Raw genomic sequence first — 13,790 nt, 5'->3', positions numbered from 1 at the left:
AACTTTGGGAGACTTTCATGCCCCGTTACATGATCCAAGTTCGCGCTACCTCAATGAGCGAGGCCGGCGACTTCCCTGATGACCCGACGCTCGTGCCGCGCATGATGGCCTTCCACGACGAGATGGCCAAGGCCGGCGTGCTGCTCGATGGCGCTGGCCTGCAGCCAAGCAGTCAGGGGTTTCGCGTGCAATACGACGCCGCCGGCCAGCCGAGCGTCATGGACGGTCCCTTCGCCGAGACCAAGGAATTGATTGCCGGCTACACGCTCATCGAGGTGCGATCGCATGACGAAGCGCTGGCCTGGGCACAGCGGTTTCCGGCGCCGTTCCCTGGCCAGCCTTGCTGCATCGAAGTGCGCCCGCTGATGGGCGGTATCGACTTGCCGCCTGAAGATGCCGAGCGCATCATCCGTGAACAACTGGCCTCCATCAAGCAGGGCAGATGACGCCTCCGATCGAGGCAGTCTGGCGCCTGGAAGCCACCCGCCTTATCGCGGCTCTGCTGCGCGCAGGTGCCAGTCTGGCGTTAGCCGAAGACTGCGTGCAGGACGCGCTGGTGGCAGCGATGCAGCGTTGGCCGGCCGAGGGCTGGCCTGAACGCCCTGGCGCCTGGCTGATGACGGTCGCGAAGCACCGACTGCTTGATCGAATGCGCCATGCGCAGATGGCGGCGCGGGAACAGCAAGCATTGGGCAATGACGCCGATTCGCGCGCGGCCCACTTGGCACCCGATCCGCTGGATTTGTTGCTGGCCGACGAGGCCGACGAGGTGGGTGACGACGCATTGAGGTTGATGTTCATCGCCTGCCACCCCAAGTTGGCGCGGGAGGCGCAATGGGCACTCACCTTGCGTCTAGTAGCTGGACTCACCGTGGCAGAAATCGCGCGAGCCCTGTTCGCCAAGGAGTCCACCATTGCGCAGCGCATCACGCGCGCCAAGGCGCAGCTGGCTGGTGAACCCTTTGAGCTGCCGCCGGCATCCGAGCGCACTGCGCGTCTGGAGGCCGTCTGCACGGTGTTGTACCTGATGTTCAACGAAGGCTATGTTGCCAGCAGTGGTGCCGAGTGGACAAGGCCGACGCTGTGCCACGAGGCTTTGCGCCTAGCACGACACCTCGCCGCCTTGCTTCCGACGGAGGCTGACGCGCAAGCGCTGCAAGCGCTGATGGAACTGCAAGCCTCGCGTCTGCCGGCGCGCACCGATGCACTGGGCCGTCCCGTGCTGCTGATGGATCAGGATCGAAGCCGCTGGGACCACCTGTTACTGCGACGCGGCCTGACCGCGTTGACCCGCTGCCGCAACCTGAATGCACTGAAATCACAAGGGCCTGGCATTCTCACCCTTCAGGCCGAGCTGGCGGCGGTGCATGCTCGCGCCACCCACGCCGAAGACACGGACTGGCCTCAATTGTTACGGTTCTACGACGCGCTGCTTGCGTTGCAACCCAGCCCGGTCGTTGCGCTTAACCGCGCCATTGCGCTGAGCCACGCGGTCGGGCCGGCGCAGGCGCTTCCGCTCGTGGAGGCGCTCCTGCTGACCGGCTATCCCTGGTGGGCCAGTGCCCGGGCCGATATGCTTCAGCGCTTGGATCGCATTGAGGAGGCGCGTGAAGCCCTGCGCCAAGCTATCGCCTGGACTGGCAACGAACGTGAGCGCGTGTTGCTAATGGAGCGCTTGGGGCACATGTAGGTACTACGCCATGCCGGCCCGATGGTTCAGCGCATGCGGCGAACTGGAGTGACCAAGGAGCCGCTCGTAGTCTCCAGCAAGCTGCCGCCCACGAACGGCTGCTTGTGGCCGGCTGCTGACATCGGCGGCCGCTGCTCTCAACCGCTGCATCTTGAACGCGAAGGTCACGCACGCCCCCTTGCCGGCAGCCAAGCTGGAGTGCGCGTCATCCGTGCGATTCAGCGCGCCGCGGCTTTCTCCACCACGAACACCACCACACTGCGCGCCGGCACCGTAAAGCGCCCATTCGGCGCATCCACGCTAGCCGTCTCGGCCACCACCCGATCGGCAGCCGACGCAGCCGCCTGCACCGGATGCAGCCGCCAGGCGCGTCCCGCCTCCGCAGGCAGCGTCACCGTGGTGGCCTGCGGATTGGCGTTGATCAGGTAGATCACGCGCTCAAACCTCGCGTCCGCCCTCCCCGACCCATCCAGCCGCCCCACGATGAGTCCGGGCTGCTGCTGCGGCCCCGTGTTGTAGAACCGCAGCCGCTGCTGCACCTCTTCAGCACTGCGCAGACGCAGTAGTGGCGTGCTGGCGCGAATGCGCAGCAGATCCAGAAACGCACGACCGGTCCAGTCGATCACCGCCGGTGACGGCTTGATCCGCGCGTCCGCCAGCAGCGGCTTGAGCAGCGCATAGTCGCCCCCGTTGTCGCTCTTGGGCGGCAGGCCACGACCGAATCCATTGTCCTCACCGCGCCAGTCCAGCGCATTGAACCAGTCCCCGGAGTCATAGCTGTTGCGGTCCATCGACTTGGACCGCAGCAGCTCCCCGCCCGCATGGAAATACGCCACGCCCTGGCTCAGCGCATTGATGCCCAGCGCCAGCAGTTGCACGCGGGCGCGGTCTTGCGGCGATGTGTCCTGCGGCAGCTTCAGCACCAGCGCATCAAAGAGCGTCTGGTTGTCGTGGTTCTCCACGTAGTTGACCGTCTCGCCCGGCACCGACGCATAGCCGGCGGGCTGGTCGCCATACCGCATCTGCTCGCCGCTGCGCGTCTCACCGTCCAGCGTCTCGAAGCGATAGCTGCGCAGCGTGCCCGCCAGCGCCAGTCGCAGCAGATCGGCCTGCCGAAGCCACTCGGCGCGGCGCGCTTCGTCGCCGTCAGGTGCCGGCACGATGAAGCCCGGCCGCGCCCGCGATGTCGCCGCATCGTCGCCCGCCGCGCCGCCACGCACCGCATCGCGGCCCCGGTCGCTGAAGGTGCCGATGCCAGTGCCGTTCAGCGACAGCTGCGAGGCCTGCACGAAACGCGCGCCATTGGCCACCTCGCCGAAGTTCCAGCCCTCCCCGATCAGCGGCACCTCGTGGCCCAGTTCCCGACGCAGCCGCGCCTGCAGCCGCTCCATCACCGCGCGCGGCTGATGGCCCATCAGGTCGAATCGGAACGAGTTCATGCCGTAGGCCTGCGCCCACAGCACCACCGAGTCGATGAGCAGCCGGCCCATCATGCGGTGTTCGGTCGCGGTGTTGTCGCAGCAGGTGGAGCGCTCTACCCGGCCCTGCCGGTCCAGGCGGTGGTAGTACATCGGCACGATGCGGTCCAGCACCGACTGCGCCTGCTGGCCTGCTGCGACCGTGTGGTTGTAGACCACGTCCATGCCCACGCGCAGCCCCGCGCGATGCAGCGCCATCACCATGGCCCTCACTTCGCGGATGCGCACGGCGCCATCGTCGGCATCCGTGGCAAAGCTGCCTTCCGGCGCGTTGTAGTGGAAGGGGTCATAGCCCCAGTTGAAACAGTCCTGGCCCGCCACCGCCTGCACCGCCGCCTGCTGCGCATCGCTGTCGGGCGCGGCGGTGGGAATGGCGGGCGCGCGGCAGCCCTGCTCCGGCACCGAGGCCAGATCAAAGATCGGGAGCAGATGGATGTCGGTCAAGCCCCCTGCCGCGAGCGCGCGCAGGTGGCGAATGCCCAGGGACTGGTCCTGGGTGAAGGCCAGGTATTTGCCGCGCAGCGGCTCGGGCACCGACGCATCGTCACGCGAGAAGTCGCGCACATGCAGCTCGTACAGCACCATGTCGGTCGAGGCGGCAGCCGGTGCCGGCGCGGCATGCTGGGTCCATCCGGCAGGGGCGAGCGCCGGGTCCGACAGGTCCGCGATATAGCTGCGACGCGAGTTGGCCGACAGGCTGATCGAATACGGATCGGTGACCCGGTTGCGGACCCAGCCGGTGCCCGGCACGAACACGTCCACGAGATATCGGTAGTACTGTCCGCTGCGCACTTCCGGCACCGTGGCCTGCCAGACGCCGGTGTGCGGATCTCGGCGCAGGGGCGCCATGCGCATTGCGACCGCCTGAGGCCCGGGGTAGACACAGACCGAGACCTGGCGCGCCGTCGGCGCCCAGAGCTTGAAACCCGCGCGCTCGCCCGAGAGCGGTTGCGCGCCCAATTGCGGCACTTCTTCGGCCGCCGCATACAGCGCATCGAGCGCGCGTGCAGGCTGCAAGGCCGTGGATTGCAGCACCCGCCCGTCGGGCGCCTCCAGCGTCAGCAGCAACTGGCCCTGAAGCAGCGCCTTGCGGCGAGCCGCGCTGAGGTCCTTGGGGAGCACGCCCTCAGCGCCCTCGCCCAGATAGGCATTCGCAGCGGCCAGGTCGGCCGGCAGCGGCGTGGGAGCTGCGCCCAGCGCGATGACCGCATCGGCGCCGGACATGCGGCCCGTGGTTGCCACCAGCGTCAGGCGACCGGACTCGGAATGATGGAGACGAAGCCGCTGGCCCGGCGCGATGGTCACGCCGGGCCAGCGCACGTGGGTGTCGTCCAGCCACGCGGCGCCGGCGGGCGTGTCCTGGCTCGTGAGGCCGGGGGCCACGCTGCGCAACACGGTGGTCAGGGGCGCTTCGCACTGCGACAGGTCATCGGGCAAAGCCGCCGCCTGCGCCAGCCCCGCCAGCCCCGCAAAGGCCGCCAGCAACGCCCACGTCGCCAAAGGACGGAAGCCTGAAAACACGGACGGCGGAACACACACGGGCATGAAGTCTCCTGATGGAATGGAATCGGTCGCCGCCTCTGCCGGGCGGCCACTCGTCGCGGCGGGCGGGTATCCGTGGGAGGTCAGTCCGATCACGTGGATGCATGGGGGCCCAGCCGCTCACCGCCCGGATGATGGTAGCAAAACTACATTGGCGGGACGTACCGGGTTTTCAGATGACGGCGTTCACCCTATGCTGCGGGGAGAAATGGGCGAGAGGCGTGGGTCAGGCGGCGGGGAGCGCAGATGCGCTGCAGGCCAGGATCGGCGTACTTTTGCTACAAGCATTGACGGAGACAGCGTAGTGACCACCCCTCTCATGGCCGGCCTGGATGGCTCGTCCAACACCCTGCATGCGGCGCCCTTGCGCGTCGGAAAAGCGCGGCGATTCAGTGCTTTGGCGCTTGCAATGACGGCGGTGATCGCGTCCTTGGCAGGGACGCCAACCAGTGCCAGTGCCAGTGCCAGTGCCAGTGCCAGTGCCAGTGCCAGTGCCAGTGCCAGTGCCAGTGCCAGTGCCAAGGTCACGGGATCCGGTGCGGCGCATCGCCCTGCCGCCCCCAAACCATCTCCACGCCCTCAACCCCCCGTCGACCTGAGCCCCATAGCGCCCGAGGTCCACCCCAGCCCCCTGCCCGATGGCTGGGAGCACGGTGCCTTCATGGAAATCTTCGTCCGCGGCTACCAGGACAGCGACGGCGACGGCATCGGCGACCTGCGCGGCCTGATCAGCCGTCTGGACTATCTGCAGGCCCTGGGCGTGAAAGGCCTCTGGCTGATGCCCATCCAGGCCAGCGCCGACCATGATCACGGCTACGCCACCGTCGACTACCGCCGGATCGAGCCGCAATACGGCACGCTGGAAGACTTCGACACCCTCATCCGCGAAGCGCATCGCCGCGGCATCGGGGTGGTGATGGACTACATCCTCAACCACAGCGCCCGTCAGCATCCGCTGTTCATGGCGGCGCAGTCCGATCCACGCAGCCCGTGGCGCGACTGGTTCGTATGGTCGCAGGCACCGCTCAAGGACTTGCAGGCCTGGTCCATCTTCGACCAGACGCCCTGGCATCTACCTGACGGCCCCGCCGACCCCGCCGCCCGAGCGACAAAAGGCCGTCCCGCAGCAGCGCCGTCGCGCTACTTCGCCACCTTCGGCAAGGACATGCCCGACTTCAACATGCGCAACCCCGCCGTCGTGCTCTATCACGAGGACAGCCTGCGCTTCTGGCTCAACCGCGGCCTGGACGGCTACCGACTCGATGCCGTGCCGCATCTGATCGAGAACAACGCGCGCGACTGGAACGACCAGCCCGAGAGCCGCGTCCTCACCGGCGCCTTCACCCGCCTGATCAAGTCCTACCCGGGGCGTCATGTGGTCTGCGAAGCCACCGCGGAACCCACCGTCTACGCGCAGCCGGACATCTGCGGCAGCGCCTTTGCCTTTGGCCTGGAGCGGGCGATCATCACCGCCGCCAAGGGCGAGGGGGAGGCCTCGGTGGAGGCCGCCGCCAAGGTGGCCGGCTGGTTCACGCGGGCGCCGCTGTCCATGGCCACCATGCTCAGCAACCATGACATCTTCGCCGGCCAGCGCGCCTGGGACCAGTTCGGCGGCAACGAGCGACGCTACCGGCTGGCGGCCGCCACCTATCTGCTGCTGCCGGGCACGCCCTTCATCTACTACGGCGAGGAGATCGGCCAGGCAGGCCTGACCGATCTGCCGGGGGACCAGCCCCTGCGCGCTCCGATGAGCTGGACGGCCGAGGGCGGCTTCTCCAGCGCACAGCCCTTCCGCCCGCTGTCGCCCAATCGCGCGACCCACAATGCGCAGGCGCAGGCGGCGGACCCGCAGTCGCTGCTGCACTTCTACCGGGACATGCTGGCGCTGCGAAACACGCAGCCGTCGCTGGCCCGTGGCAGCTACGAAGCGCCGGTCGCGCAGGGGCATGTGCTGGCCTTCCAGCGGGAATGGCAGGGCGAGCGCACGCTGGTGGCGATCAACTATGGGGAGACGCCGGCTCAGGTGACGGTGCCCACCTCGGCAGAGGTTGTGCTGCGACCGCTCTACCCGGCGGCGACGGGCGCTGCATCGGCCAGGGTGATGTCCGCAACGGCTGCCCTTGCAACGACCACGGACGGGATGAACTCGGACGCGGGTGCGCAAGGGAAGGAAGCGCCACGCAGGCCCGTCCCCCAACCCTCGACCCTTGAGTTGACCCTGCCGGCCCTGTCCGTGCAGGTCTATCGACTGCGCTGACCCGGCGCCATGCAACGCCGGCCCTTTCTTCTGTCCGCCTCATCCGCCATCTGGGCCGCCCTGGCCTCCCCTGCCATGACGAATACCTCCTCCGCTGCAGCCGCCCCATCCGCCCCATCCGCCAACAGCGCTACGGCCTCTTCCGCAGCCTCTGACCTCGTTGCCGCCACGCCAAGCCTGGACCGCATCGAGCCACCCCACTGGTGGGTCGGCATGGCGCGACGGGAGCTTCAAGTGCTGCTGCATGGCGCCGGCATTGCCGCGTTGAATGCGAGCCTGCTGCCGGCCCCTGGCGTGCGGCTGAAGGGCGCCCAGCGGGGCGACAGTCCCAACTACCTGTTCCTGGACCTGGAGATCGCCGCGGACGCGCCCGCGACCGAGCTGACGCTGCAACTGCACCGCGGCGACGAGCTCGTCCTGACGCATCCCTATGCCCTGCTCGCCCGCCGCCCTGGCTCCCGCGACCGCCAAAGCTTCGGACCCAAGGACGCTCTCTACCTCGTGGTGCCCGACCGTTTTGCCAACGGCGACCCCGGCAACGACCAGGTCCCCGGCATGCAGGAAGGCGTGGATCGCAGCCATCCGGACACCCGTCACGGTGGCGATCTGGCCGGCCTGCGCCGCCACCTGCCTTACATCGCGGACATGGGCTTCACCATGATCTGGCCCACGCCGCTGGTCGAGAACAACAGCCCGCGCTACAGCTACCACGGCTATGCGGCCACCGACTTCTACCGCATCGATCCCCGCTTCGGCAGCCACGACGATTTCCGCACCGTCGTGAAAGAGGCGTCGGCCCTGGGCCTGGGCGTCATCCAGGACATCGTGCTCAACCACATCGGCAGCAACCACTGGTGGATGAAGGACCTGCCGACGCAGGACTGGATCAACCAGTGGCCCACCTACACCGAGACGCATCATGCCCGGATCTCGCTGCAGGACCCCTATGCGGCGCCCAGCGACCGCCAGCGTTTCTCCGACGGATGGTTCACCCGCACCATGCCCGACCTGAATCAGCGCCAGCCGCTGCTGGCCACGTATCTGACGCAGATGACCCTGTGGTGGATCGAGGAGGCCGACCTGGCGGGCATCCGCACCGACACCTACAGCTACTCCGACCCGGCTTTCCTCACCGCCTGGTCGGCGCGCCTGCGGGAGGAATATCCGCAGCTCAACATCGTCGGGGAGGAATGGAGTCCGCATCCGGCGGTGGTCGCGTACTGGCAGGCGGGCAAGCACAACCACGATGGGTATGTGTCCTCCCTGCCCAGCCTGATGGACTTCCCGCTGTATGGCGCGCTGCTGGCCGGCCTCACCGACACGGACACCCATGATGGCGGCCTGATGCGCCTGTACGAGACCCTGGCCCATGACTTCGTCTATCCGAGACCGGACCAGCTGGTGGTCTTCGAAGGCAACCATGACACCCCGCGGCTGTTCAGCGTGCTCCACGAGGATGTCGCGCTGACCCGCATGGCCTGGACCTGGCTGGCCTTCATCCGCCGCATTCCGCAATTCCTCTACGGCACGGAGGTGTTGCTGACCAGTCCGCGTCACCGCGACGACGGCGCTGTGCGAGCCGACTTCCCGGGCGGATGGGCGGGGGACCGGGTCAATGCCGTGACCGGCGAGGGCCTCACCGACACACAGCGCCAGGCGCAGGCCTTCCTCAAGCGCCTGCTGAACTGGCGCAAGCACGAGGCCCTGGTGCACGAGGGCGGCCTGATGCAGTACGCGCCGCTGGACGGGACGCAGGTGCTGTTCCGTTACGCACCGGGCGACACCCGCGGGCACCAGCGCCGCCTGATGCTGGTGCTGAACAAGCGCAGCGAGCCCCAGCGCCTCGCGCTGGACCGGTTCCATGACATGGTGCGGCCGGGCGACCCCGCCACCGAAGTCATGACCGGCCGCAGCTTCACGCTCGGTCCGGTGCTGGAGGTGCCAGGCAAGACGGCGCTGCTGCTGGAAGTGGCCTGACGGCCCACGCGCGACTGGGCGACGCGCTCATTGCGTTCGTCACGACCTGACGGGCCATGCGCGGGAAGCGGCCCCAGGGAGGGCAGCGCCCGCCTTTCGGCGCAGCGGCCGCGTTCTGCGCCTACACTGATCCGAACGACCCACGCGACGGGAGGACGCATGCCGCTGAGCCTGGACGACAACGACGGTGATCTGGTGATCGCCGCCCGCCACCTCTCCCCCACCGAAGCCTACATGCTGTGCGGCTGCCTGACCGCCGCCGGCATCCCGGCCGAGGCGGGTGACACCCATCTGGTACAGGCGCATTCGCTGCTGTCGCTGGCCGTGGGCGGCGCCTGCATCCGCGTGCCCGAGCGTTATCTGCCGCAAGCCCAGGCGACGCTGGCAGCGCTGAAGGACGGGGACTTCAGCCTCGACGAGAACTTCGATCCCGGCACGCCCAGCGGCTGATCAGAAGTTGTGGCGCATGCCCATCGCCATCAGCGTGGGATGCGACCCTGCAGTCGCCCCTGGACTGTTGATGGCGAAGTCGTAGGCAGCAGCCGCTTCATTGCGAATGCGGCTGGCGATGGCAAAGACCGACGTGCGACGGGACAGTGCATAAGACGCGCCCACGGTGAGCTGGGCGGCCCCGGTGTCATCGCCGCTGCGCAGCGCCCCGATGCGCGCCGTGGACGGCCCCTTGCCCGTGCCGGCCAGGGTCAGCCCGCCCATGAGGCTGAAGGGTCCCCAGGCGTGGACGGCGGACACATACAGCGCATCGCGCCGCAACCGGCCGCTGGCGCTTCCATAGTCCAGCCGCTCCACCAGGCCCGACACCCGCGTCGCGCCGAGGCTCCAGCTGGCGCCCAGCTTCCATCCGCGGTCGGTGGACTGAGGGGTCTGGAAGTGGCGGTGTTGTTCATGCGCCAGCACGGCGGTGAAGGCGCCCTGGACATAACTGGCCGAGCCGGACCACAGCGACGGGCGCGCCCCGGTGATGGGGGACACGTCCTCACCCGGCGAATAGGCCAGCTTGCCGGACCAGCCCGCCCACGAGGGCGTCCAGTACTGCAGCACGTTCTGCTGGCGACGGTCGAAGGACGCGGTGTCGCTCACATTGCTGGCATTGGAGGCCGATCCATTGCTGATCAGCGACATGTAGCCGGCGGTTGTCGGATAGAACGGGTCGAAGCCGGCGGTGGCTGCGTTGTAGGGCAGCGTCCACACGCCGGCGAAGGCCGTGCCCCAGGGGCCGGTCAGGCCGATGCGGGTGTCGCGGTTGGCCAGGCTCGTGCCACCGCCGTTGTCCACCAGGACGGACCCTTCAATCTGCCAGACGACGCTCGACCCGTCGCCCAGCCCTTCCCGCCCCTGGAAGCCGATCACCGAGCGGTAGTTGCTCAGGCGGGCCTGGTGACCCCCTCCGCCACCGCTGACCGATTCCGCGGCAACGTTCAAGCGGCCGTAGAGGGTGACGTGGGAAGGGGAGTCGGCGTCGGCATCGGTGTCGGCCTGGGCGGACACGCCGGTCCACTGGATCGCGGCACCGGTCAGCAGCATGGCGGCGGCTTTGCGCCAGCGGGGCCGGCGCGCCTTTTGGCACCGGGGCGGAAGCGGGGAGGACAGCAACATCATGCCCCGATGCTCCCCGGCCGGGCGCCGGTTTCCCAGGCCCGTCCTAGCGGTTCCCCCACGCCACCGATGGCGGGGACACGCCCCCCGCCATTCGGGTGAGCTTCTCCCCCGAAAGCTGCTGACACGCGGTGGCAGCACCCGACAAATGGTGATTGAAATACTGGATAGGCATCCAGTATTCTTTTGCCTCAGACGCAAGCAGAGAGGAATGCCCCATGCGCAAATATGAAGTCATCCTGGACCGGGTGCCGGTCCCCTATCACGAGCGGGACCTGGCCCGCACCATTGCCAGCCAAGTGCTGGATGCACGACTGGGCGGTCCCCAGGGCGTCATCGACGCCTACGCCGCCTGCACCTCCATCACCGGCGGAGATGCCCGCTGGACCATCCCGGCCAGCGCGTCCCGGTCGGATTGCGCCGTCGTCAAACGCTGGCGCCGGGCCACGGAAGCGGCGCTGGACGCTATCCATACCGCCTTCGCCCAGGTGTTCGTCGGCATGCCGGAGGGAGACCTGGAACTGGCGCGTGCGGACGAGCATCTGAGCATCCGCCCGCTGCAGGACAGCACCCCGGCGGCCACGCAGCACATGCTGGCGGAGGCCAAGGTGGGGCTGCCCTGGACGGCGACCGCGGCGGTGCTGGTCACGGCCGTCAGCAATGCAGCGGCCATGGCGCATGCGGGGGCGATGGCGCGCTGATTCTCTGTGGGAGCCTCCGCAGGCGGGGAACGCCAACAGCCGGCGCTGTGACTTGGCGCTGTTACTTGGCGCGGTTACTTGGCGCGGTTACTCGGCGGTGGTGCCCTCGCCGTCATTCGCCCCTTGGCCCTCGCCCTCGCTATGCCGCTCGGGCTCGCGGGTGTGCAGGATCTCGTTGAGCACGGACGTGGCGTAGTTGCCCGGCGGCAAGGTGAAGCTCAGCACCAGTTGATCCGCCTGCGGCCAGTCCCAGCTCATCTCCAGCGGACGTGCCACCAGCGGGCGACGCTCCTGGTCCAGCCCGGCATGCTCCATGCCGTCGCACAGGGCGGCGTGACGCCCGGCAATGCCGTTCTCCAGCGCCTGTGCGTCGTCGGTGGTGGACACGCGGCCGCGTCCCCAGAGCGGGCCGGTGGGCAGCCCGGCCTCGTCCATCACATCGCCGGGCAAGGTCCGTCCCCACAGCCCCTGCTGGATGCGGGCCGCCAGCACTTCGTTGAACACAAACGACCGCACCGCCGACAGGTACAGCCCCTTCTTCTTCGGGTTGCGCACGCGGATCTCGCGCGCCAGCATCATCCGGCCCTGCTCGACATTGCCGCCGTCATGGCCGAAGCGCTGCGCGCCGAAGTAATTGGGCACGCCCTGGGACGCCACCGACTGGAGGTTGGCTTCGATGGCGGCGCGGTCGCCGGTCACTTCGCGCAGCACGATGCGGAAGCGGTTGCCCTGCAGGTCACCGGGCCGCAGCTTCTTCACATGGCGGCTCTGGCTCAGCACCTTGAATTCGGGATGCTGGAGCTGGGTCAGGTCAGGCGTGTCGCCCTTGGGCAGGTAGATGCTGAACCATTGGCGGGTAATGGCGTAGCGGTCCTTGAGACCGGCATAACCCACATCCTTGTCCTGCACGCCAGCAGCTTCGGCCAGTTGCTGCGCCACGAAAGCGGTGTTGGCGCCGTTTTTCTCGATGTCGAGCCAGATGTGCTCGCCGGCGCCCGAAGGCAGCTGCAGCGGCAGTTCGGTGACGTTGAAGTCCTCGTTAAAACTTTTCAGGGTGGCCGTGGCGCCGCTGGCCGGATAGGCGTTGGGCCAGGACGGCAGGCTGGTGTAGTGGAGATCGGTCATGGGGGCTCTGACGGCACCAGCTGTCGGCAGCACAGGCTGTGCCGTCGATCAGGGGCGGTCCAAGGGCGGATTGTCCCCGATCAGCCCGCAATGACTTACACAGGCCCGCACAGCCTCGCACAGGCGCGTTGGTGTTCTACGTCCACACGCCGCTGCCAGCGCTAGCTCGCCCGCAGGACCAGCGCCTTGATCCGCGCCAGGCGCGAGCGCACCATCGGCATGGTCAGCACGGTGGACGCCACCGCCATCAGCAGCAGTGCGGTGAAGGTCTCGCCGGAGATGATCCGCTTGTCCAGCAGCACATTGGCAAAGATGATCATGATCAGCGCCTTGGTCTGCAGCAGCCAACCGATGATGCTTGCCTCACCCGGCCCCCAGCGCAGCAGCCGCCCCGCCGCCTGCACTCCCAGCAGCTTGCCGGACACCGCGGCCAGCAGCAGCATGCCGGCGGCCGCGAACACCAGTCCGCCCTCCACGCCCCAGCGGGTGCGCAGGCCGGCGCTGAGGAAGTACACCGGCATCAGCACCAGCAGCACATGGTGGCGCAGGGCATCGCGCTGCTGTTCCTCGAACCACTGCGCATCCATCACCACGCCGGCCAGGAAGGCCCCGACCATGTAGTGCAGCCCGCACCAGTCGGCCCCGAAGGCGCACAGCACCAGCCACACCAGGCCCGCCATCCAGCGGTCCGCCGCGCCCAGGGCGCGCATCAGGCGGCGCATGAGCACGGTGGCCACGCCGAAGGCCAGCAGGAACAGCAGCTGCCGCCCCACCCGCTCCCAGTCCATCAGGATGACCGCCAGCACCGTCCAGATGGCCAGGTCGTCCAGGCTGGCATAACGCAGGATGCGCTGCCCCATCGGCTGCCGCAGGATCTCCAGCTTCTCCATCAGCAGGATGAGGATGGGCAGCGCCGTCACCGCGCAGGACATGCCCACGCCCACGATGAATTGCCAGCGCTGCGCCGCAGCGCCCATCCACGCGCCGTCCAGCCCCAGCATCAGGGTGGCGGCCAGCGCGCCAAAGACCATCGGCACGCCCAGGGCCAGCCCGGCGGTGATGCCGCTTTCCACCCGGTGCTCCCAGGCCTTGCCCAGGTCCAGCTCCATGCCGGCCAGCCAGACGAACAGGATCACCGCCCACCAGGAGACCCCGTTGAGCGCCAGCACCACCTCCGGCTTGAACAGCGCCTGGAAAGCCTCCGGGAAGGCCCCGCCCAGCAGGCCCGGGCCCAGCAGCACCCCGGTCAGGATCTGCACCACCACCAGCGGCGCAAAGTGGTCCGTGCCCCCCAGCCGCCAGATCAGGTAGGGAACGGCCAGGGTGACCGCCAGGGCGATCAGGAACAGCTCGGTGGTGCCCATGGTGTTGTCTCCGGCATCAGGTGCCAGCCGGAATTTTGACAA

The 13,790-nt window shown here is 68.2% G+C and carries 10 protein-coding genes; 6 read left to right on the top strand and 4 right to left on the bottom strand.

The genetic code is table 11. The annotated features are described in order from the left end of the window. The first annotated feature begins 17 nt into the window (after positions 1-17). Together DES44_RS03985 and DES44_RS03980 are read left to right on the top strand one after the other, a co-directional pair. Complete coding sequence (locus DES44_RS03985; protein WP_058936118.1) at positions 18-446, top strand: YciI family protein; 429 nt, start codon at positions 18-20, stop codon at positions 444-446. Next, the gene (locus tag DES44_RS03980) at positions 443-1,690 is read left to right on the top strand and encodes an RNA polymerase sigma factor (RefSeq protein WP_058936119.1); all 1,248 of its coding nucleotides are present in this window, start codon (positions 443-445) and stop codon (positions 1,688-1,690) included. Before DES44_RS03985 ends, DES44_RS03980 begins: the two co-directional genes overlap by 4 nt. Positions 1,691-1,908: 218 nt before the next feature. Here the strand turns inward: DES44_RS03980 and pulA are convergent, their stop codons facing one another. Then, the gene (gene pulA / locus DES44_RS03975; protein WP_083525767.1) at positions 1,909-4,713 is read right to left on the bottom strand and encodes a pullulanase-type alpha-1,6-glucosidase; all 2,805 of its coding nucleotides are present in this window, start codon (positions 4,711-4,713) and stop codon (positions 1,909-1,911) included. Positions 4,714-5,014: 301 nt separating this feature from the next. Here pulA and DES44_RS03965 point away from each other — a divergent pair, with 301 nt between their 5' ends. The 3 genes from DES44_RS03965 to DES44_RS03955 all read left to right on the top strand — a co-directional run bounded on the left by DES44_RS03965 (position 5,015) and on the right by DES44_RS03955 (position 9,394). Further along, positions 5,015-6,967: an alpha-amylase family glycosyl hydrolase gene (locus tag DES44_RS03965; protein WP_198164805.1), complete on the top strand. Its 1,953-nt coding sequence runs from the start codon at positions 5,015-5,017 to the stop codon at positions 6,965-6,967. A gap of 75 nt (positions 6,968-7,042) precedes the next feature. After that, positions 7,043-8,944: a glycoside hydrolase family 13 protein gene (locus DES44_RS03960; protein ID WP_058937533.1), complete on the top strand. Its 1,902-nt coding sequence runs from the start codon at positions 7,043-7,045 to the stop codon at positions 8,942-8,944. A 159-nt stretch (positions 8,945-9,103) separates the two neighbouring features. Further along, entirely contained in the window at positions 9,104-9,394 is a 291-nt protein-coding gene (locus DES44_RS03955; RefSeq protein WP_058936122.1) for a hypothetical protein, read from the top strand. Here DES44_RS03955 and DES44_RS03950 read toward each other — a convergent pair whose 3' ends face one another. Next, positions 9,395-10,486 (bottom strand): porin, encoded by a 1,092-nt coding sequence (locus tag DES44_RS03950; protein ID WP_083526092.1) that lies wholly within the window; start codon positions 10,484-10,486, stop codon positions 9,395-9,397. 290 nt (positions 10,487-10,776) lie between these two features. Between DES44_RS03950 and DES44_RS03945 the strand changes: the two genes are divergently transcribed. Continuing rightward, positions 10,777-11,259, top strand: a complete 483-nt coding sequence (locus tag DES44_RS03945) for a hypothetical protein (protein ID WP_058936123.1) — start codon at positions 10,777-10,779, stop codon at positions 11,257-11,259. An 87-nt stretch (positions 11,260-11,346) separates the two neighbouring features. On the opposite strand, the gene truD is transcribed toward DES44_RS03945, so the two are convergent. Together truD and DES44_RS03935 are read right to left on the bottom strand one after the other, a co-directional pair. After that, positions 11,347-12,384, bottom strand: coding sequence for a tRNA pseudouridine(13) synthase TruD (truD, locus tag DES44_RS03940; RefSeq protein WP_058936124.1), 1,038 nt, complete (start codon positions 12,382-12,384; stop codon positions 11,347-11,349). Positions 12,385-12,545: 161 nt separating this feature from the next. Then, positions 12,546-13,748, bottom strand: a complete 1,203-nt coding sequence (locus DES44_RS03935) for a cation:proton antiporter (protein WP_058936125.1) — start codon at positions 13,746-13,748, stop codon at positions 12,546-12,548. Between the last annotated feature and the right edge of the window lie 42 nt (positions 13,749-13,790).

This window comes from Roseateles depolymerans (assembly GCF_003387155.1).
GTDB classification, from domain to species: domain Bacteria; phylum Pseudomonadota; class Gammaproteobacteria; order Burkholderiales; family Burkholderiaceae_C; genus Roseateles; species Roseateles depolymerans.
This window is presented reverse-complemented; position numbering and strand designations above follow the sequence as displayed.

Bases quoted from the DNA above. Each gene is read 5' to 3' on its own strand.
- DES44_RS03980 (WP_058936119.1), top strand. From the start codon at position 443: ATGACGCCTCCGATCGAGGCAGTCTGGCGCCTGGAAGCCACCCGCCTT.
- DES44_RS03945 (WP_058936123.1), top strand. From the start codon at position 10,777: ATGCGCAAATATGAAGTCATCCTGGACCGGGTGCCGGTCCCCTATCAC.
- DES44_RS03935 (WP_058936125.1), bottom strand. From the start codon at position 13,748: ATGGGCACCACCGAGCTGTTCCTGATCGCCCTGGCGGTCACCCTGGCC.
- pulA (WP_083525767.1), bottom strand. From the start codon at position 4,713: ATGCCCGTGTGTGTTCCGCCGTCCGTGTTTTCAGGCTTCCGTCCTTTG.
- DES44_RS03950 (WP_083526092.1), bottom strand. From the start codon at position 10,486: ATGCTGCTGACCGGTGCCGCGATCCAGTGGACCGGCGTGTCCGCCCAG.
- DES44_RS03960 (WP_058937533.1), top strand. From the start codon at position 7,043: ATGACGAATACCTCCTCCGCTGCAGCCGCCCCATCCGCCCCATCCGCC.
- DES44_RS03985 (WP_058936118.1), top strand. From the start codon at position 18: ATGCCCCGTTACATGATCCAAGTTCGCGCTACCTCAATGAGCGAGGCC.
- DES44_RS03955 (WP_058936122.1), top strand. From the start codon at position 9,104: ATGCCGCTGAGCCTGGACGACAACGACGGTGATCTGGTGATCGCCGCC.
- truD (WP_058936124.1), bottom strand. From the start codon at position 12,384: ATGACCGATCTCCACTACACCAGCCTGCCGTCCTGGCCCAACGCCTAT.